Below are 20,465 nucleotides of genomic sequence, written 5' to 3'. Positions count from 1 at the left end.
CATGCGATGGTGCAACTATCCGTTGACCATCAAAACGATGCCAATCTACTATGCATGCATCGTTTGAGGAGATTGTGTGAAGACAAGATCGTTACTCCCCGTCGCTGTTCTCTGGCTGGCGACAAGCACGGTTGCAGCGGCATCGGCACCACCCGCCCAGGCCGGGCCCGCCGCCGCCCGAAACTGCCATCTTCCCGGCGTCACCGACACCTTGCACTGCGTCACCCTCGACGTCCCGCTGGACCATGCCCGGCCGGCCGGCGGCAAGCTGAAACTGCACGTCACGGTCGCGCCGGCGCACCGCAAGGGGGTGCGCAATGACCCGCTGTTCGTGCTGGCCGGCGGTCCCGGCCAAGCGGGCAGCGAAGTGGTCGGCCTGCTGACGACTGCCTTCAGCCGTGTGCGCGCCACCCGCGACATCGTGTTCATCGACCAACGCGGCACCGGCCGCTCGGGCAAACTCGATTGCAAGAACAAGCCTGAGCACGAGCACATGACCGAAGAGCAGATGAATGCCGAGGCGCTCGCCTGCATCACCGGCACCAAGGCCCAATGGAGCGCCTACACCACCGACGCCTCAGCCCGCGACATTGAACTGGTGCGCCGTGCTTTCGGCTACGGTGCGGTCAATGTCTGGGGCGGCTCCTACGGCACCCGCCTTGGGCAGGCCTATGCACGCCTCTATCCTGCCAGCGTGCGCAGCCTGGTGCTGGATGGCGTCGCCGCACCCGACCAGGTGATCCAGGCGGGCGCCCGCGACGCCCATGCCGCGCTCGACAAGCTGTTCGCCCAATGCGCCGCCGATGCCGGCTGCAACAAGGCCTTCCCGAACCTGCGCACCCAATTCGACGGCCTGCTGGCGAAGCTCGAAGCCGGCCCTGTGCGCGTGACGCTGCCCAATCCGCGCACCGCACAGCCGATCGACATCACCATGACCGCATCGCGCTTCCTGAGCACCGTGCACGGCATCCTGTACTCGCCGGCGGATGCGCGCCGCCTGCCTTTCCTGATCCATAACGCTGCCCAGGGGCGCTGGCAGCCCTTCGTGGCGCGTCAGAACATCGTCGGCGATCTCGGGGGGCCCGGCCACATCGCGGTACTGATGCACCTGGCCGTGGTCTGCGCCGAAGACGTGCCGCGCCTGACGCCCGAGCTGATGGCCTCCGACGCCGGCAAGCTCACCAAGCCGCTGGCCCGGCAGATGCCGGCCTTCTGCAAGCAGATGAACGTGCCGGCCGTTCCGTACAAGGAACCGGCGCGCATCGACGCGCCGACCCTGCTGCTGTCCGGCGCGCTCGATCCGGTCACGGCGCCGCGCCGCGCCGAGAGCGCGGCCCGCTACATGAGCCGCGCCCAGCACGTGGTGGTCGACAATGTCGGCCATGGCGTCTCGCAGCTCGGCTGCGCGCCGCGCCTGCTGCGCACCTTCCTCGACAAGCCGCAAGACAAGCTGGACGCCAGCTGCCTCAAAGAGATCCCGCCCCCGACCTTCCAGCTCGGCAGCGCCGGCCCGCAACCATAAGGCACAGAACATGATTGAAGTCCACGATGTACGCAAGAAGTTCGGCGCCGTCCAGGCGCTGGGCGGCGTCAGCTTTACCGCGCGCGACGGCCAGATCACCGCGCTGCTCGGCCCCAACGGCGCCGGCAAGACCACCCTGCTGCGCACCCTGGTCGGCCTGCTCAAGCGCGACCACGGCAGCATCTCGATCGACGGCGTCGATCCGGAAAAAGACCCGATGAAGGTACGCCGCAACATCGGCTTCCTGACCGACCAGTTCGGGCTGTACGAGCGCCTCACCACGCGCGAATACCTCGCCTACTTCGGCGAACTGAACGGCATGGAGCGCCCCGCCATCGGCAAGCGCATCGACGAAGTGTCCGAACTGCTCGGCATGGAAGACATCATGGCGCGCCGTAGCAAGGGCTTCTCGCAGGGACAGCGCATCAAGGTGGCATTGGCGCGCACCCTGCTGCACCGCCCGCGCCACCTGCTGCTCGACGAACCGAGCCGCGGCCTGGACGTGATGAGCACGCGCGCGCTGCGCACCGCCCTGAACGCCCTGCGCGCAGACGGCTGCTGCGTGATCATGGCGACCCACGTGATGCAGGAAGTGACGGCACTGTGCGAGGACGTGATCGTCATCGCCGGCGGCCATACCGTGGCCCAGGGCTCGCCCGACGAACTGTGCCGGCGCACCGGCATCACCGACCTGGAAGACGCCTTCGTCAGCCTGGTCGGCACCGAGGAGGGGATCGCATGAAGTCCAAACTGATGATTGTCTTGCGCAAGGAACTGCGCGAAACGCTGCGCGACAAGCGCACCCTGGGCATGCTCGCCCTGGTCACCCTGCTGTACCCGTTCATGATCGGGCTGGTCCTGCACCAGTTGATCGACAAGAACACCAAGTCCGAACGCGAAGGCATCGAGTTGGCGGTGATCGGCGCGGCCAAGGCGCCGACCCTGATGGCGCAGCTGGGCCAGAAGAACATCACGGTCAAGGACACGGCGCCGATGGAGGAAGACGCCATCGGCGAACTGCTGCGCGCCAAGAAGGCCGTCGCGGTGCTGCGCCTGCCGGATGACTTCACCGAGAATTACTATGCCATGCGTCCTGCCCGTGTCGAGATATGGTACGACTCGGCGGCGGAAAACTTCAGCCAGCGACGCGAAGTGGAAGATGTGCTGGAGGCCTATGGCAGGAACGTCGCCAGCGCCCGCCTGCTGGCGCACGGGGTGTCGCCGGCTGCGCTGGCGCCCATCATGGTGCAGCAGTACGACACGGGCACCAATGCTTCGCGCTCCGCGGCCCTGATCGGCGGCCTGCTCGGCATGCTGTTCCTGCCCGCCTTCATCATGACCATGTCCGCCGCGGTCGACAGCACGGCGGGCGAGCGCGAACGCCGCTCGCTCGAAGTGCTGATGGCGCAACCGGCGACTACCTGGGAACTCATCGGCGGGAAAATCCTGGCCGTCAGCCTGCTGGGCATCGTCGGCGTCACCATCGAGCTGATCCTCGGGCACCTCATCCTCAAGTGGCTGCCGCTCGAGGAAATCGGCCTGTCGTGGAGCCTGGGCTGGGGCCAGTTGCTGCTGGTATGCCTGGTCACGGTGCCGCTGTCGCTGCTGGCAGCCGCGCTGTACGTCACGCTGGCGATGAATGCCAAGACCTTCAAGGAAGCGCAAACCATCCTGAGCATTGTGATGCTGGTGCCCTTCATCCCGAGCATGGTCGTTTCCTTCATGGACCTGAAGACCGCGCAATGGATGTACCTGGTGCCGATGCTGTCGAACCAGACCCTGGCCAAGGAACTGTCCAAGTCCGGCGACATCGGCGCGCTGCCCTTCCTGCTGACCTTGCTGTGTTCGGCAATCCCGGCCCTGCTGCTGGCGGCCTTCGCCAGCTGGCGCATGAAGAGCGAGCGCTACGTGCTGGCGGTCTGAGGCCGCCGTCGCAATGATGTACCGAGGGGGCGCCGGCAAGGGCGCCCCTTCTGTTTTACAATGCTTCGGCAACAGACCTCAGCGGAGAAAATACATGGAAGTGAAAGTCAGCTGGAACGGCCCGTCGGGCATGAGTTTTCGTGCCGAGACCGGCAGCGGCCACATGGTGACGATGGACGGCGCGCCCGAAGGCGGCGGCCACAACCTGGCGCCGCGCCCGATGGAGATGGTCCTGGTCGGCACCGGCGGCTGCACCGCCTATGACGTGGTGCTGATCCTCAAGCGCGGGCGCGAGGACGTGCGCGGCTGCGACGTGACCTTGCAGGCCGAGCGCGCGGAGACCGACCCGAAGGTGTTCACCAAGATCAACTTCCACTTCACGGTCACGGGACGCAACCTGAAGCCGGCGGCGGTGGAGCGCGCGGTCAGCCTGTCGCACGACAAGTACTGCTCGGCGTCGATCATGCTGGCCAAGACGGCCGAGATCACGCACACGGTGGAGATCGTCGAGGTCTGAACCCCGTTCAGATGCGATAGGCCGTCGTCGTCATCACTTTCGACATCGCCGTCATCAGCATCCGCACCGGCAGCGGCGTCTCCGCCGCTCCCAGCGCCTGCGCCGATGCGCCGTGTGCGATTTCGTCGACCCGCATCTGTTCCACGATCGCACGCGATTTCGCGTCCTGCGGCGGCAGGTCTTGCAGGTGGCGGTTCAGGTGGGCCTCGACCTGGCGCTCGGTCTCGACCACGAAGCCGAGGCTGTGCGGATCGCCCAGCTTGGCAGCGATACTGCCCAGCACGTAGGAACCCGCATACCACAGCGGATTGAGCAGGCTCGGCTGCGAGCCGAGCTCGGACAAGCGCTCGGCTGTCCAGGCCAGGTGGTCTTCTTCCTCGCGCGCCGACTTCTCGAACTGCTTGCGGATCGCCGGGCTCTTGCCGAAGCGCGCCTGCGAGTCGTACAGCGCCTGCGCGCACACTTCCCCGACATGGTTCACGCGCATCAGGCCTGCGCTGTGGCGCCGCTCGTCGTCGCTCAGTTCACAGTCGGTGGCGTGGACGCCCGGGTTCGGGCGCGAGGACGAGGCGACGCCGCCGACCACGCGCAGGGCCTTGTCGAAGCCGGCGATCAGGCCGTCGAGGGAGGAGTTGGAACGGTATGCGCTCATGATGCTCGTGATTTTATCAATGCGATATTCGAAAACATCATTATAGGCCCAGCGACGGAAGTTCAGGCGTCCGGCGCCTGGGGTGCGGCCTTCCTGCGGACGATCCAGTCCGCCAGCGGACCCGTTGCCTCCAGCCCCGAGATGTTCTTCGCCACCCCCAGGTTCAGCTCGAGCAGGAAAGGAATCGATTCGATCGGGATTTCCGGGCAGTGGCGCTGGAACGCGTCCATGAAGCGCCCCGACTCGACGGTCGGCATCACTTTTTCGCCGCTCATGAACTGCAGCACGCTGGTGATGGTATGGCCCTTGCCGAGCGTGTGATAAATGAAACGGTTGAACTCACGGTCGACCTTCTTGAAGTCGATCGCTTCCTCCGTCATCAGCGCCGCCAGGTAGAACAAGCCCAGCGACACCCGGAACCAGTCGGTCGACTCGGTCCGGTCACGTCCCTCGCGCATCAGCGCCAGCAGCTTGTCCTGGATGGCCTTGTTCATGCTGCCATTATCCATGTTTCCAGAATTTACGCGAGTAATGTTCATTAAGGGAAACTAGTGGTGCGTGGCGTCATCCGCTCTGTCACCGGATTATGCAGTCTGGACCATCAAAGCACCCGTGCGTCGCAGAGAACCCACGCATTCCAAGACAATTTAATACAATGCAAGTGTTGAAAAAGGTTTATATGCACGCTTGAGGACATGGCATGGAATTAAAGATCCGCAATTTGTCGAAGACGTACGCCAATGGCGTGGTCGCGCTCGACCGTGTCACCCTGAACATTCCGGCCGGGATGTTCGGGCTGCTCGGTCCGAACGGCGCCGGCAAATCGACGCTCATGCGGATTCTTGCCACCCTGCAGGAGTGCGATTCGGGGTCGGTCTTCCTGGACGACATCGATGTCCTCGACGAAAAGGACGAGGTGCGCCGCATGCTCGGCTACCTGCCGCAGGATTTCGGCGTCTACCCGAAAGTGACTGCTTACGAACTGCTCGACCATTTCGCCCAGCTCAAGGGCCTGTCGCACAAGCACCGACGGCAGGAGGTGGTCGACGGCCTGCTCCAGCAGACCAACCTCTGGGATGTGCGCAACCAGCGCCTCGGCACGTTCTCGGGCGGCATGCGCCAGCGCTTCGGCATCGCCCAGGCGCTGCTGGGCGACCCGCGCCTGATCATCGTCGACGAGCCCACCGCCGGCCTGGACCCGCAGGAGCGTGTGCGCTTCCACAACCTGCTGTCCGAGATCGGCGAGGACAAGACCGTCATCCTGTCGACCCACATCGTGTCCGACGTGGCCGACCTGTGCGCCAACATGGCGATCATCCACAAGGGCCACGTGCTGCTGTGCGGCGACCCGCAGGAACTGACCTATGAGGTCGAAGACTATATCTGGGCGCGCTTCGTCACGAAGCAGGAACTGCCGGTGTTCCAGAAGCGCCACCAGGTCATCTCGACCCGCCTGCTCACCGGCCGCACCCTGATCCACGTGTATTCCGAGACCGACCCGGGCGACGGCTTCGAGCCGGCCCGCGCCAGCCTGGAAGACGTCTATTTCGCCACCATCGCCGGCAAATTCAACGCCGCCGCCGGGAACTGCTAGCCGATGGCCCCGCTCTTTGCCATCGCCGGCTTCGAGGCGCGGCAGCGGCTGCGGCTGCTGTCGACCTGGATCTACTTCGGCATGTTCCTGGCGCTGGCGATGCTATGGATGGCGGCGGCGGGCGGCGCCTTCCGCGACGCCATCGTCACCTTCGGCGGCCGGGTCCTGATCAATGCGCCGCGCCAGATCGCGCTGACCGCGTCCTTCCTCGGCTGCTTCGGCGTGGTCGTGGTGGCGGCCGTGATGGGCCGCTCGGTGCAGCAGGACTTCGAATACGAGATGCAGCACTTCTTCTTCAGCGCGCCGATCCGCAAGGCGGACTACGTGCTGGGGCGTTTCCTCGGCGCCTTCGCCGTGCTGGCCGTCATCCTGTCGAGCATCGTGCTGGGCGCCTGGCTCGGGACTTTCATTCCCGGCATCGAGCCCGACCGCCTGGGACCGAACGGCCTGGCGAGCTACCTGCTGCCCTACCTGCTCACGCTGCTGCCCAACACCTTCATCTTCGGCGCCCTGTTCTTCGTGCTGGCCGCGCTGTCGCGCCGCATGCTGCCGGTCTACGTGGCCAGCATCGTCATGATGATCGGCTACATCGTCGCGCCCTCGCTGGCGCGCGACCTCGACTACAAGACCCTGGCCGCGCTGATCGACCCCTTCGGCACCACGGCCCTGATCCGCCTCACCGAATACTGGCCGATCGCCGAGCGCAACACGCGCCTCCTCACGCTGGAAGGCGTGTACCTGGTGAACCGCCTGGTCTGGGTGGGCTTCGGGCTGGTGGTCCTGCTGCTCGGCTACTGGCGCTTCCACACCACCGGCAATCTCGACCTGCGCCACAGGAAAGGCCTGGGCCAGCAACTGAGCGATACCCTGGCTGTCCCTGCTCCGCAACAACTGTCGCACGCTGCCGTCGATACCCGCGAGCCACCCGACTTCGAGCGCCGCAGCCTGGCCGCGCTGCTGGGGAAGTCGGTTCTGTACAATCTGCGCGAGTCGAGCAGGAACGTCTACTTCCTGGCGCTGGCCATCGCCGGCGCCCTGATCCTGGTCGCCAGCTCGCTCGACCTCGGCTCGATCTACGGCACCAGCACCCTTCCCGTTACCTACATGGTGCTCGACCTGATCCGCGACGTGTTCGAGCTGTACATGCTGGTGGTGACGACCCTGTTCGCGGGCGAGATGGTGTGGCGCGAGCGCGAGGCGCGCATGTCGCAAATGCTCGACGCCATGCCGGCGCCGACATGGCTGCCCCTGGTGGGCAAGACCCTGGCCCTGGTCGGCCTGCAGGCCCTGCTGCTGGCCATGGCAATGCTGGTCGGTATGCTGATCCAGCTGTTCAAGGGCTACTTCGGGCTCGAGCCGGGTCTCTACCTGCGCTTCCTGTTCACGGTGCTGCTGCCGCAGTATGCGCTGCTGGCGGTGGCGGCCATCGCGGTGCAGGTGATCGTCAACAACCGCTACCTGGCCTACTTCATCCTGATCGCCGTCTACCTGGTGTTTGGAACCGCGCGCGGCTTCGGCTTCGACCACCCGATGCTGGTGTACGGCAGCACGCCGTCCTTCACCTATTCGGCCATGAACGGCTTCGGCCATTTCCTGGTACGCGAGCACCTGTTCCAGCTGTATTGGAGCGGCCTGGCCCTGATGCTGATGGTGGCCGCGCGCGTGCTGTGGGCCCGCGGCGTCGACAGCGGCTGGCGCGAGCGCCTGCGCCTGGCGCGCCGCAACCTCTCCCGGCCGGTGCTGGCCGGCTTCGGCGCGGGCCTGCTGGTCTTCGTGGGCACCGGCGCACTGCTGGCCTACGAACTGCACGCCGGAGGCTACCGCACCAGCGCGCAGCAGGAAGTCCTGCGCGCCGAATACGAACTGCGCTTCCGCCGCTACGCCAAACTGCCGCAGCCGCGCATCACCAATGTCGACCTGCAGGTCGACATCCGCCCCGAGGCGCGCACCCTGGCCGTGAAGGGTTTCTACCAGCTGGAAAACCGCACCGGAGCGCCACTGCGCGACATCGTCCTGTACCAGCAGCGTGGCGCCGAACTGGCCGTCCGTTTCTCGCAGGCCGCGCAGCAGGTGAGCGCCGATCCGGAACATGGCTTCTACCTTTACCGACTGGCCCGGCCCCTGGCGCCCGGCGAACGCCTGGCACTCGAGTTCAGCGTGCGCTACCAGCCGGGCGGCCTGCTCGGACTCGGCCGCGATACACCGGTCGTCAAGAACGGCACCTTCTTCACCAACGAGGTCATGCCGCGCATCGGCTACCAGCGGTCCGTGGAACTGGTGGATGACCGCGACCGCAAGCGCCGCGGCCTGCCGCCCAAGGACCCGCTGCCGGCGCGCGAAGACCCAGCGGCACGTGCCAACAACTTCCTGGGCCCGGACGCCGACTGGATCGGCTTCCAGGCCGTGGTCAGCACAAGCCCGGACCAGATCGCGATCGCCCCGGGCACCCTGCAAAAGGAATGGATGGACAAGGGACGGCGCTACTTCCACTACCGGATGGACAAGCCGATCCTCCACTTCTACGCGGTCCAGTCGGCGCGCTACGAAGTGCGGCACGACCGCTGGCAGGACGTGACCATCGACGTGTTCTACCACCCGGGCCACGACACCAATGTCGAGCGCATGATCCGCGGCGCCCAGGCCGGCCTGGACTACGCCTCGCGCCGCTTCGGCCCCTACCAGTTCAACGAGCTGCGCATCGTCGAGTTCCCGCGCTACGCCACGTACGCGCAAGCCTTCCCCGGCACCATCCCGTTCTCGGAAAGCGCGGGCTTCATCGCCCGCATCGACGACGATTCGCCGAAGGACATCGACTATCCCTTCTACGTCAGCGCCCACGAAACCGCGCACCAGTGGTGGGGCCACCAGCTGGCGGGCGCCCACGCGCGCGGTTCCACCGTGCTCTCGGAGAGCCTGTCCGAGTACACCGCGCTGATGGTCATGAAGCGCGCGGTCGGCGGCCAGAAGATGCGCCGCTTCCTGCGCTACAACCTGGACGCCTACCTGAGGGGCCGCGCCACCGAGCGCCGCAAGGAGCTGCCGCTGGCGCAGAACGAGAACCAGGACTACGTCCACTACCGCAAGGGCAGCCTGGCGCTCTACCTGCTTGCCGACCTGCTGGGCGAGGATGTCGTCAACCATGTACTGAGCAGCCTGCTGCAGGAATACGCGTCCAAGGGCGCGCCCTACCCGACCGTGCTGGCGCTGGTCGATCGGCTGCGCGCCGTGACACCGGCGGACAAGGCCTACCTGATCGACGACCTGTTCGAGCACATCGTACTGTACGAAAACCGCACCGACAGCGCCACCGTCCGCCAGCGGCCGGACGGCAAGTTCGAGGTGACGATACGGGCACATGCGGGCAAGGTGCGCGCGGACGAGCTGGGCGGCGAGAAGCCGGCGCCGCTCAGGGACTACATCGAATTCGGCGTCGACGACCGTAACGGCAATCCGCTGGCGCGCGAGCGGCGCCTGGTCGACAAGGCCAGCCAGACCGTGACGCTGGTGGTCGGCGGGCGTCCCGCGCGGGCCGGCATCGACCCCGACAATAAATTAATCGACAGAAAACCCACGGACAATATGGTTCCTGTCGACAACCTATAAAAGCCAAGTTATTATTTCAAAACTATTACCTGAAGGAACATCATGTCGAACCTGGTTGCCGAGATCGCGGAAAAGATCCAGATGCTGAGCACTGAGGAAAAACACGCGCTGGTGCGCCTGCTCCTCCAGGATAGCGATGGTCTCGACGAGGATGCCGACGAAGCCTGGCACAACGAAGTCGTGCGTCGCGTCAAGGCGATCCGCAACGGCGAAGCGGCCATCCGTTCACTGCAGGAATGGCAGGAATAGGCCCCTGCCCTCACGATGCACACCGAGAAACCGCGGCCTGGCCGCGGTTTTGCATTTCAGACTCCCGCGGTATGTACGGAACCGATGAAGCATTCGTTCGCTCTGCTCCTGTTCGGTCGGCAGACCGTGATCGGCGTGGCCATCGTCAGCGCGGTTGGCCAAGCCGACCGCGCTACGGAAAGCCACCGTTTCAAGCCTGGGTCCAGTAATCCACTACGAGCGAACGCTCCAGGCAGCTGCCCAGGGTGCCCACGAAGCGCTGGTGCGCCGGGTGCACCAGGTAGGCGTCGCGGTCGGCGTCGCTCATGAACGTCAGGGTGAAGCAGTGGGTGAAGCCCTGGTTCAAGCCTTCCGGGCTCACGTTCGTGCCCCACTCGTAGGCGTTGATGCCGGGAATCTCGGCGGGCAGCCGGCCGAAGTCGGCGACGACGGCGTCGACCGCCTCCTGGCTGGCGCTTTCCTTGAATGCGAACAGCACGACGTGACGCAGGGATGGTGTGGCTGGCATACGACTCCTCTATGGTTGGTTGCGCTTGGTTGTCCCTTGCTTCGCTCATTATTTTGCCCACTGGAGCGAAGGGATGTATTCGGGACTCTCGGAAATCGAATTGTGCCCCGTCCCGGCGAGCACCCGCAGTTGCGCCACGCCTCCAGGGAAGCGCGCCAGCAGGCGCTCGCTGCTTGCCGCCGGGATGATCTCGTCATGCTGGGCGGCGATCAGGAGCGTGGGCGCCTGCACGCGCGGCGCATACTCGGACGAGGCATATGTGTCCCGCAGCAGCCAGCGTACCGGAAAATACGGAAACTGTCGGGCAGCGATTCCCGCCAGGCTGTCATAGGGCGTGACCAGCACCAGCCTGCTCACCGGCCGCTGGCTCGCCACCTGCACCGCCACGCCGGTGCCAAGGCTGCGCCCGACCACCACGACGTCGCGGTGCTCGCGCGCCACCCGGTCGAACAGGGCCAGCGCATCGCCGACCAGGGCCCGTTCGGATGGGCTGCCGGTGCTGCCGGTATAGCCGCGGTAATGCAGGAGGTAGAGGGCGCGCCCGGGAAAGGCGCGCTCCAGGATGGGCAGGCTGCCCGTGACGTCCTCGGCATTGCCGCCAAGGTAGATCAGAGCCCGCTCACCAAGCAGCGGCCGCTCCGACACCTTCACCGATGCCCCGTCCACCTCGAGCGTCCAGGTCTCTGGCGCCTGGTAGGCGGCCACTGCCGGAGGGTAATAGATCAGCGAGCGCTGCAGGAAAAACAGCGCCAGGCAGGCGGCCGCGTAGACGGTCATGGCCAGCAGCAGGATAACGATGAGGGCCTGCTTCATGCAGCCACTTGCCCTCGTGTGCCTAGTTCAGCTTTGTGAGCTGGAGCGTGAATTCCTGCTCCTTGCCGTCCGCCGTCCAGCGCTGCCGGGCTTCCAGGGTCGCGTCATCGAGCCGGCGCCAGATGAACTGGCTCGGCGCATTCACGGGTTCGAAGGCGGCCGAATCGGCGCCGATGCTCGACGCCTTCCAGGTGAATTCCCCCCACTGCGAGATCACCTCGCCATCCTTCAGGCTGATGGTGGCGCCGTCCGTATGCCCTGTAAAAGCGCTGTCCGGGAAGCGGTGCGACTGGAACACGGCGGGATCCGGCCGGGTATATTCTTCGAAGAACTCCTTGCCGTCCGGGGCGACGCCCTTCCAGCGACCTTCCAGGAACTGCAGCTGCGCGAAATCGTCGAGGCTGAACATACCGGTCTCCTTGTCGGGTGCAGGCCATCGATCTTACACGCAGATGCTGCAGCATCCGCGTTCGCCACGAGACAAATCCGGGACGTTCAGGTTTCGGCAGCCTCGGCCGGGGCTGGCGCACTTGCGTGTGACTTGCCGGCACGCGCCGGCTGGCGGCCGCGCGGCAAGGCGGCACGTGCCGGCGGCCGCGGCAGGGCCTGGGCAGGGGCTTGCGCATTGCCCTGTGCATTGCTTTGATCCGCGAGCTGGAAGGTATCCACCAGCCGGGCCAGCCCGGCGGCCTGTTCGCGCATCGCGGCCGCGGCGGCGGCGGCCTGCTCGACCAGCGCCGCGTTCTGCTGCGTCACCTGGTCCATCTGCACGAGCGCGCCGTTCACCTGCTCGATGCCCTCGCGCTGCTCTTCGCTGGCCGCCGCGATCTCGCCGATGATGCCGGAGACGCGCTTCACGCTCGCCACCACCTCGTCCATCGTGCGACCGGCCTGGTCGACCAGGCGCGAACCGGCTTCCACGCGCGACACCGAGTCGCCGATCAGGCCCTTGATCTCCTTCGCCGCCGCGGCCGAGCGCTGCGCCAGGTTGCGCACCTCGCCCGCCACCACCGCGAAGCCGCGGCCCTGCTCGCCGGCCCGCGCCGCCTCGACAGCGGCATTCAGCGCCAGGATATTGGTCTGGAAGGCGATGCCGTCGATGACGGTGATGATGTCGGCGATCCTGCGCGAGGCTTCGTTGATCGATCCCATCGTGGTCACCACCTCGGCCACTACTTCGCCGCCGCGCGCTGCGGTGTCGGCGGCGCTCGCGGCCAGCTGGTTCGCCTGGCGCGCATTGTCGGCGTTCTGGTTGACGGTCGAGGTCAGCTCTTCCATCGACGACGCGGTTTCCTCGAGCGAGGCGGCCTGCTGTTCGGTGCGGCTGGAGAGATCGTGGTTGCCGGCCGAGATCTCGGCGGCTGCAGTCGCCATGGTTGCGGTCCCGGCGCGCACCTTCGAGACGATGGACGCCAGCGAGGCGTTCATGTCCTTCAGCGCGGCCATCAGTTCGCCCGCTTCGTCCCTGGTGCGGACCTTGACCTCGGCGGTCAGGTCGCCCTGCGCCACCTTGCGCGCCAGGCCGACTGCGCGGTCGAGCGGGATGCTGATGTTGCGGCCCAGCTGGTAGGCCATGAAGACCGCCAGGATACCGGCGACCACGCCGCCGCCGATGAGGGTGTGGCGCATGGCGGACTGCAGTTCGGCGATTTCCCGGGCGTGCTGGGCCAGTTCCTCGGCTTCGGCGCGCTTCAGCTGCTCGACCATGGCGCGCATCGCATCCATGCCGGCCTTGCCCTTGCCCGCCTGCTCGTCGGCTACCACCGCCGACAGGTCGGCCTCCAGGGCGCCGCGGCGCAAGGCAATGGCCGGGTCGATCGCCTGCGCCAGCCAGTCGCGCTGCTGCCGCGCCAACTGCCTCAAACGGTCCTGCTGCGCCTGGTCGCCGGCGGTGAGCAGCAAAGCCTTGTCGAGGTGCTGCTGGAAGTCGCGCTTGCCGGCCGTATAGGGCTCGAGCGACGCCTCCTTGCCCGTCAGCGAGAAGCCCCGCTGGCCGGTCTCGATGTTCACCAGCGCCAGCATGGCCGCGTCCACTTCGGCGGCGGTCTGGTGACTGCGGATGTTCGTTTCGTCGGCCTCGCCCAGTGCGGTGAAGTTGGCGTAGGCCATGGCGACCACGATGGCGGTGATGCCCATCAGGATGCCGTAGCCGAGGTACAGGCGGGTCGCGATTTTCAGGTCGGAGAGCTTCATGGGTTCGGACGGGTCTCGATATCGTTGTAAGTGTTATGCCTGTGGTCAGGCGACCGAATGAAGAAACTTCAGGGGGAATACTTGTTCGATTATTACCGGAACATATGATTAATGAAAAGCAAATTTTTATGATCTGGGGAATGGAGACACTGGGATATGCGCGGGAAGTATGCGGACCCTTGGCGCAAAAAAAAAACGCGAACCACAGGTTCGCGTTTTCCACTGACGGGAGCGCAGCGCTTTTACTTCTTTGCCGCCGCCGATGCGATCTTCTTCGCCGCCGGCTTGCGCACCGCCGTCTTGGCAGCCGCTTTCGCTGCGGTCTTCGCCGGCGCTTTCTTGGCAGCCGGCTTCGCCGGTCCCTTCACGGCCGGCGAAGCCGCGCCATCGGCGCCATCGGCAGCACCATCGGCGCCGTCAGCCGCTGCCGCCTTGCCCTTCGCGCCTGGCTTGGCCTTGCGCTCCTCGAACTCGAAGCTGATCTTGCCGTCCTTGCCGCGCACCAGGAAGGCCTTGAAGGCACGGCGCGTGCGCTGCGAAACGAAGCCCGGCAGCAGATCGGTCTTGCCGTCGCCCAGCAGCTTGGCCATCTGCTCCGGCAGGATTTCCTGCTGCAGGATGATGCGGCCGCTGCGGAAGTCGCAAGCCTTGGGCTTGGCCACCGTCTTCTCGCACACGTAGGCCAGGCCCATCTCGTACACGCCGCTATTGCACTTCGGGCAGGGGCCGAGCGCGGTCTGGCCGGTGAAGTCGACGCCCTCGCCTTCCTCGCCTTCGTCCTGGTCCTGGCCGAAGTCGAACTCGAGCTTGAAGTTCTGGATGTCCTCGTCACGCACGATGCGCAGGATCGCCGCGAACGGACGGCCCATCTTCGAGCGGAAGCCCTGCAGCGGGCCGATGGTGCGCTTCTCCAGCAGCTCCTCGACTTCCTCGATCTCGAACTGGCGGCTGCCCGGCGTCTTCGACATCGAGAAGTCGCACTTGGTGCAGGCGAAGCGGCGGTAGTTTTCCTTGACCACGCCCTGGCAGTTCGGGCAAGGGGTCTTCAGGGTCGCGTACTCGCCCGGGATCGTCTCGTTGTCGTATTCCTTGGCGCGCTTGACGATAATCTGCGTCATCTGCGCGATCTCGCGCATGAATTCGTCGCGCGAAATCTTGCCCTTCTCCATCTGGGAGAGCTTGAACTCCCATTCGCCGGTCAGCTCGGGCGCGGTCAGTTCGTTCACACCCAGGCCGCGCAGCAGCGTCATCAGCTGCGATGCCTTGGCGGTCGGGATCAGCTCGCGCCCTTCGCGCACCAGGTATTTTTCGGTCAGCAAGCCTTCGATGATGGCCGCGCGCGTCGCCGGCGTGCCCAGGCCCTTGCCGGCCATGGCGTCGCGCAGCTCGTCGGAGTCGACCAGCTTGCCAGCCCCTTCCATCGCCGACAGCAGCGTCGCTTCGGTATAGCGTGCGGGCGGCTTCGTCACCAGGCCGTTCGGCGTGACCTTGTCGGCCAGGACCTTCTCGCCCTTCTGCACCGGCACCAGGTTGGCGCCGTCCTTGTCGTCGCCGGTGGTGTCCTTGCCGTACACGGCCAGCCAGCCGGGGTTGGTCATCACCTTGCCCTCGGTCTTGAACTGGTGGCCCGATACTTCCGTGAAACGGGTCGTCACCAGGAACTCGGCCGGCGGGAAGAACACGGCCAGGAAGCGGCGCGTGACCAGGTCATAGAGTTTTTGTTCCGGCTCGGTCAAATTCTTGGGGATGACGCCGGTCGGGATGATCGCGAAGTGGTCCGAGATCTTGGTGTTGTCGAAGATGCGCTTGTTCGGCTTGACCCAGCCGTTCTTCAGGACCTGCTTCGAAAACTGCTGGTAGTTGTTGGTATCGTTCAGCGACTCCATCGTGCTCTTGACGGTGGCGATGTAGTCTTCCGGCAGATGGCGCGAATCGGTACGCGGGTAGGTCAGCACCTTGTGCTTCTCGTACAGTGCCTGCGCCAGGCCGAGCGTGTTCTTGGCCGAGAAACCGAAGCGGCCGTTGGCCTCGCGCTGCAGGCTGGTCAGGTCGAACAGGGCCGGCGCCATCGAGGTGGTCGGCTTCGATTCTTCGGTGACAATGCCCTGCTTGCCGCGGCAGGCGGCGACGATCGAATCGGCGGCAGCCTTGCTCCACAGGCGCTCGGCCCGCTTTTCCGGATCGTTCTCGTCCTTCTTGAAGTTCTGGTCGAGCCAGCGCCCTTCGTAGACGCCGGCGGCGCACACGAACTCGGCGCGCACTTCCCAGTAGTCGCGCGGGACGAACTTCTTGATCTTCTCTTCGCGCTCGACCACGATCGACAGGGTCGGCGTCTGCACCCGGCCCACGGTGGTCAGGTAGAACCCGCCTTCTTTCGAATTGAAGGCGGTCATGGCGCGGGTACCGTTGATGCCGATCAGCCAGTCGGCCTCCGAGCGGCAGCGCGCGGCGTCGGCCAGCGGCAGCATCTCTTCGTCGCTGCGCAGGTGGGCGAAGCCTTCGCGGATCGCGGCCGGCGTCATCGATTGCAGCCACAGGCGCTTGACCGGTTGCTTGGCCTTGGCGGCCTGTGCAATCAGGCGGAAGATCAGTTCTCCTTCGCGCCCCGCGTCACATGCATTGATCAGGGTGGTGACGTCCTTGCGCTTGATCAGCTTGTTGAGCACCTTAAGGCGCGATTCGGTCTTGGCGATCGGGTTCAGCGCAAAGTACGGCGGGATCACCGGCAGGTGGGCGAAGCTCCATTTGCCGCGCTTGACGTCGTACTCCTCGGGCACCGTGATCTCGAGCAAGTGGCCGACGGCGGACGACAGGATGTATTCGTCGGATTCGAAGTACTCATCGTGCTTGGTGAAGCCGCCCAGCGTCTTCGCGATGTCGTTCGCGACCGACGGCTTCTCTGCGATGATGAGGGATTTGGTCATAGTGTTTCTCAGGTGCTCTATATATAAGTGGCTTTTGCCCGCGCATCATACATGCTCCCGGGCTGGACGGTTGTCAACAACCGTAGTGTCTGAATAGTAACAATTGGATTGAGCGGCCAATGATAAGCGCGATGACAGCCGCACCGCAAGTGTGCGTATCGGCGCAGGCAGCAGCTTGCGGCCTCGTCGGCTTGGTGCGAAACGGCTCGTTTGCCCCTTCGGCGTCAAGGAAAAACAGTGCGCAGCCATCCAAGAAAAATAAGGCTTTCAAAATTATATAAGCGCTTATATGATTAGGTCGTCGTCCGACAACACCCTTTTCCCGGGAGCGCTCATGAATGCCACCACTGCCTCGCCCGCCCTGCCCCCCGCCGCCCCAGGCACCGGCATCGCCCGCTTCACGTTTGTCCGCATCCTGCTGGCGCTGCTGGCCGTCTGTGTGCCGGTCGCGCTGGTGCTGGTGCTGTCCAGCCAGATCCCCGACAAGGCCTTGCGCGCCTACTGGCCGCCCCTGCTTGCGGCCCTGGCCGGGTATGCCGGCTACGCCTTCTACGTGCGCCGCATTGAACGGCGCGCGCTATCGGAGCTGCGCGGCCCCACGGCCGTGCGCGAACTCGGCGCAGGCCTGGCCATCGGCGCCGCGATGTTCCTGGCGGCGGTCGGGATCCTGGTTGCCAGCGGCAGCTACGCGCTCACCGGCACCGGCGACTGGACGATCCTGGCGAAGTCGTTCACCGACATGGTCTTTGTCGCCCTGGTCGAGGAAATCCTGTTCCGCGGCGTACTGTTCCGCCTGCCCGAGCGCTCGCTCGGCACCTGGTGGGCCCTGCTCGTGTCCGCGGCGATCTTCGCGTTGGCGCACCTGCCGAACGCCGACATCACCCTGCTTGCGGTCCTGAACACGGCGCTGGCCGGCCTCGTATTCGCCGCCGCCTACCTGGCCACGCGCCGCCTGTGGCTGCCGATCGGCGTGCACTTCGCCTGGAACTTCATCTCCGACGGCGTGTTCTCGCTGCCGACCTCCGGGCATCCGGCACGCGGCGTGCTGCAGGGCCGGCTCACGGGCCCCGAATGGCTGACCGGCGGCGCCTACGGGCTGGAAGGCTCGGTCATCACCTTCACCGTGCTGGCCCTGGCCACCGCGCTGCTGCTGCGCCGTGCCGTGCGCGCAGGCCACATCCTGCCGCGGCCATGAAGCAGGGTTTGGGCACGCAGTTGCGCCACCTGATCGAACTGCTCGATGGCGCGGTGGGGCAGTCCTACGTCGAGGCGGGACTGGCCTACCGGCCGCGCTATACGCCGGTGATGCGCGCCCTGCTCGCCTCGGCGCCGTTGACGATCGGCGAGATCGCGGCGCGTGCCGGCATCACCCAGCCGGCAGCCACGCAGACGGTGGCCCTGATGATCAAGGAAGGCCTGCTGGTGGCCGACGCAGGCAAGCTGGATGGACGCCAGAAGATGATCAGCCTGAGCGAGGCCGGACGCGCGATGCTGCCGCGCCTGGAGGGGTGCTGGAAAGCGACGGCCTTGGCCGCAGCGAGCCTGGATGCCCAGCTGCCTTATCCGCTGTCGCAAGTGCTGGCCGAGGCCATCGACGCATTGAAGCAGGAGTCGTTCGGGGACCGGATTCGCGCGGCACGCAAGGAGCAGGACGGCTGGTAAGGTTTCCAAAACGGTCGAATCTGTCATGCCGTCGTCATTCGCGGGTGTCACCATGCCGGCACTTTTCAATGACCGGAGCAATGCATGTCCCGTTACCTCCCCGCGTTCGCCAGCGCCGCCGTGCTGGTCCTGCTGTCCGCCTGCGGCAGCGATGATCCGTCCACGCCGGTGCAGACCGCGCCGGTGGTCCAGCAGCCGGCGCCGCCGGTGGCCGAGACCGCTACCGCCGTCGCCTTCATGTCCGACGTCCACTTCCACAATGTGTACGGCGACTTCAAGAGTCCCCAGTTTGCCGGCATCCCCACGAAGGACGGCAAGAACGCGACCATCCGCACGATGTATGCGCAACTCACCTCGACCCGCCTGTTCAACGAAAACTACTTCGCCTTCCGCGCCGCGCTCGACGATGCCTACGCCAAGGGCATCCGCCACGTCGCCTTCCCCGGCGACTATTCCGACGACGCCCAACCGATGAACATCGACGGCATCGCCGAGGTGCTGAAGGAGTACCAGGCCAAGGGCATGCGTTTCTTCCTGGCGCCGGGCAACCACGACCCGAACGAGCCCTTCGACGACCTGGAGGCGGGCAAGAACGACTTCCTGACCAAGGACGGCAAGGAACAGAAGGTGTACGCCACGTCGAATCCGGCCTGCCTCGCCAAGGACCCGACCGTGGTCTGCACCGACCAGCTGATGGAACAGGGCTACGACAAGCTGCTGGCCAAGCTCGGCGAATTCGGTTTCAACCCGAACAAGGCCGACCTGCACTGGGAAACCCCGTTCACGAAGTACACCAACAACAAGTACAGCTACGACGAAGCGCTGGCACAGTCGGCCGCGAACAAGCGCGAGTTCGAGATCTGCGCCGAAGGTTCGGGCGGCAGCTACAAGGCCGCCGGCGAGGCGAAACTCGGCAAGCCCTACACCAGGTGCGCCACCATGGTCGACGCCAGCTACCTGGTCGAACCCGTCAAGGGCCTGTGGCTGCTGGCGATCGACGCCAACGTGTTCGTGCCGAGCGCAAGGTTCGATCCAAGCAATCCGAAGAAATTCAGCGGCTACGACGGCGCCGGCAACGCGGGCTGGAACAAGGTCCTGACCCACAAGATGCACCTGGTCGACTGGATCAAGTCCGTCACCGCGCGCGCCAAGCTTGAGGGCAAGCAGCTGATGGCCTACTCGCACTATCCGACCATGGACTTCTATGCCAACCAGACCGAGGCCATGAAGGCCGCCTTCAAGCCGGGCGCCTTCCAGACCGCGCGCGTGCCGGATGCGGCCACCGCGGCCGGCGTGGCGGCGACCGGCCTGCGCTGGCACGTGGGCGGCCACATGCACTTCAACGGCACCAACGACTATGCGGACGCCAACGGCAACTACCTGGTCAACGTGCAATCGCCTTCGCTGGCGGTGTACGGTGCAGCCTACAAGATCATCAGCTACAAGGACCTGGACACCGTCGAGGTGCAGACCGTGGCGCTGAACTCGGTGGCCCGCTTCAACGAGCTGTTCCCCTACTACCAGGTCGAGAACGATTACCTGAAGGCGAGCACGCTGCCGGCCGACGTGGCCAAGCGCTGGGACCGCGCGATCCTCGACACCCGCTCGTACGGCGAATACACCCGCAACTACTTCGGCGAGCTGTCGCGCCTGCGCTTCATGGACGAATACTGGCCATGCGAGATGAAGGAAGCGGCGATGAACCTGAACGGCAGGCAGATGCTGGTGCTGTCGCAGCTCCAGACCCGGGTCACCCTGGCCCAGTTGAAGGATAACGCGAACGTCGTGCCCTTGAGCGCGAACTGCGCCGCCGCCGGCACGGCGTCGAGCATGCCTGTGGCCGCCGTACAGCTGACCGCCGACTGGGCCGAAGCGACTGCGCGTGCCGAGAAGCTCGCCGCCGCAGCGGGCCTGAGCCTGGACTCGTTCGCGAAGATCACGCCATATGATTTCTACGGCGACTTCCACCGCACCGTGTATGCGGGTGAGCTGGCCCTGCGCGACATGGGCAGCGAGCGTGTCAGCCAGTACAAGGTCCTGATGTCGGCCTTCCCGGCGGCGACGAGCGCTCCCGTGAAGATCGGTGACAAGCTGTCGGACCAGAACCCGGTACACCTGGCTTTCCAGCACCAGTTCAAGCAGGTGTTCTCGATCTTCAAGGGCCTGGGATCTGCCAAGCCGAGCGACCGCTTCACGATCGACCTGAAGGGCAAGAAGATCAACAACGCCAATGGCGCGGGCCTGAGCTTCAACTAGCGTGATCCGGCGGCGCCTGCGGGCGCTGCCGGATCACGCACATGAAACG

Annotated in this window: 17 protein-coding genes; 10 read left to right on the top strand and 7 right to left on the bottom strand. The window is 65.5% G+C overall.

Going from position 1 to position 20,465, the window contains the following annotated elements:
* Window positions 1-76: 76 nt before the first annotated feature.
* From MA09_RS10195 to MA09_RS10180, 4 genes are all read left to right on the top strand, one after another.
* Complete coding sequence (locus tag MA09_RS10195; protein ID WP_036247766.1) at window positions 77-1,522, top strand: alpha/beta fold hydrolase; 1,446 nt, start codon at window positions 77-79, stop codon at window positions 1,520-1,522.
* 10 nt (window positions 1,523-1,532) lie between these two features.
* Window positions 1,533-2,264 carry an ATP-binding cassette domain-containing protein gene (locus tag MA09_RS10190; RefSeq protein WP_036247763.1) on the top strand — a complete coding sequence of 244 codons (732 nt, stop codon included), beginning with the start codon at window positions 1,533-1,535 and terminating at the stop codon, window positions 2,262-2,264.
* On the top strand, window positions 2,261-3,445 hold the full coding sequence (locus MA09_RS10185) for an ABC transporter permease (RefSeq protein ID WP_036247759.1): 1,185 nt from the start codon (window positions 2,261-2,263) through the stop codon (window positions 3,443-3,445). The genes MA09_RS10190 and MA09_RS10185 overlap by 4 nt, the downstream gene beginning before the upstream one ends.
* Window positions 3,446-3,539: 94 nt before the next feature.
* Entirely contained in the window at window positions 3,540-3,962 is a 423-nt protein-coding gene (locus MA09_RS10180) for an OsmC family protein (protein WP_036247757.1), read from the top strand.
* A 7-nt stretch (window positions 3,963-3,969) separates the two neighbouring features.
* Here MA09_RS10180 and coq7 read toward each other — a convergent pair whose 3' ends face one another.
* Together coq7 and MA09_RS10170 are read right to left on the bottom strand one after the other, a co-directional pair.
* The gene (gene coq7, locus MA09_RS10175) at window positions 3,970-4,614 is read right to left on the bottom strand and encodes a 2-polyprenyl-3-methyl-6-methoxy-1,4-benzoquinone monooxygenase (protein ID WP_036247755.1); all 645 of its coding nucleotides are present in this window, start codon (window positions 4,612-4,614) and stop codon (window positions 3,970-3,972) included.
* 62 nt (window positions 4,615-4,676) lie between these two features.
* Window positions 4,677-5,108: a hypothetical protein gene (locus MA09_RS10170; protein ID WP_036248000.1), complete on the bottom strand. Its 432-nt coding sequence runs from the start codon at window positions 5,106-5,108 to the stop codon at window positions 4,677-4,679.
* A gap of 206 nt (window positions 5,109-5,314) precedes the next feature.
* Between MA09_RS10170 and MA09_RS10165 the strand changes: the two genes are divergently transcribed.
* Genes MA09_RS10165 through MA09_RS10155 form a run of 3 tightly spaced genes read left to right on the top strand, consistent with a single transcriptional unit; the run spans window position 5,315 to window position 10,060 of the window.
* Window positions 5,315-6,208: an ABC transporter ATP-binding protein gene (locus tag MA09_RS10165; RefSeq protein ID WP_036247753.1), complete on the top strand. Its 894-nt coding sequence runs from the start codon at window positions 5,315-5,317 to the stop codon at window positions 6,206-6,208.
* 3 nt (window positions 6,209-6,211) lie between these two features.
* Complete coding sequence (locus MA09_RS10160; RefSeq protein WP_036247750.1) at window positions 6,212-9,811, top strand: M1 family aminopeptidase; 3,600 nt, start codon at window positions 6,212-6,214, stop codon at window positions 9,809-9,811.
* A 42-nt stretch (window positions 9,812-9,853) separates the two neighbouring features.
* Window positions 9,854-10,060 (top strand): addiction module protein, encoded by a 207-nt coding sequence (locus tag MA09_RS10155; protein ID WP_036247747.1) that lies wholly within the window; start codon window positions 9,854-9,856, stop codon window positions 10,058-10,060.
* A gap of 190 nt (window positions 10,061-10,250) precedes the next feature.
* On the opposite strand, the gene MA09_RS10150 is transcribed toward MA09_RS10155, so the two are convergent.
* The 5 genes from MA09_RS10150 to MA09_RS10130 form a co-directional block, all read right to left on the bottom strand.
* Window positions 10,251-10,568, bottom strand: a complete 318-nt coding sequence (locus MA09_RS10150) for a Dabb family protein (RefSeq protein WP_051933355.1) — start codon at window positions 10,566-10,568, stop codon at window positions 10,251-10,253.
* A 48-nt stretch (window positions 10,569-10,616) separates the two neighbouring features.
* Window positions 10,617-11,381, bottom strand: a complete 765-nt coding sequence (locus MA09_RS10145; RefSeq protein WP_036247744.1) for an alpha/beta hydrolase — start codon at window positions 11,379-11,381, stop codon at window positions 10,617-10,619.
* Between the two features lie 22 nt (window positions 11,382-11,403).
* Window positions 11,404-11,790 carry a hypothetical protein gene (locus tag MA09_RS10140; RefSeq protein ID WP_036247741.1) on the bottom strand — a complete coding sequence of 129 codons (387 nt, stop codon included), beginning with the start codon at window positions 11,788-11,790 and terminating at the stop codon, window positions 11,404-11,406.
* Window positions 11,791-11,876: 86 nt separating this feature from the next.
* Entirely contained in the window at window positions 11,877-13,574 is a 1,698-nt protein-coding gene (locus MA09_RS10135; protein WP_036247738.1) for a methyl-accepting chemotaxis protein, read from the bottom strand.
* 242 nt (window positions 13,575-13,816) lie between these two features.
* Window positions 13,817-16,498, bottom strand: a complete 2,682-nt coding sequence (locus tag MA09_RS10130; protein WP_036247736.1) for a DNA topoisomerase III — start codon at window positions 16,496-16,498, stop codon at window positions 13,817-13,819.
* Between the two features lie 334 nt (window positions 16,499-16,832).
* Here MA09_RS10130 and MA09_RS10125 point away from each other — a divergent pair, with 334 nt between their 5' ends.
* From MA09_RS10125 to MA09_RS10115, 3 genes are all read left to right on the top strand, one after another.
* The gene (locus MA09_RS10125) at window positions 16,833-17,693 is read left to right on the top strand and encodes a CPBP family intramembrane glutamic endopeptidase (RefSeq protein ID WP_036247734.1); all 861 of its coding nucleotides are present in this window, start codon (window positions 16,833-16,835) and stop codon (window positions 17,691-17,693) included.
* Complete coding sequence (locus tag MA09_RS10120; RefSeq protein WP_036247732.1) at window positions 17,690-18,160, top strand: MarR family winged helix-turn-helix transcriptional regulator; 471 nt, start codon at window positions 17,690-17,692, stop codon at window positions 18,158-18,160. The genes MA09_RS10125 and MA09_RS10120 overlap by 4 nt, the downstream gene beginning before the upstream one ends.
* A gap of 84 nt (window positions 18,161-18,244) precedes the next feature.
* Window positions 18,245-20,416: a metallophosphoesterase gene (locus MA09_RS10115; RefSeq protein ID WP_036247730.1), complete on the top strand. Its 2,172-nt coding sequence runs from the start codon at window positions 18,245-18,247 to the stop codon at window positions 20,414-20,416.
* The last annotated feature ends 49 nt before the right edge of the window (window positions 20,417-20,465 follow it).

Origin of the sequence: Massilia sp. BSC265, from assembly GCF_000740675.1 — a bacterium.
Taxonomy (GTDB): Bacteria; Pseudomonadota; Gammaproteobacteria; order Burkholderiales; family Burkholderiaceae_D; genus Telluria.
Note: the sequence above shows the minus strand (reverse complement) of the source record. Positions and strands in the feature narration are given on the sequence as shown.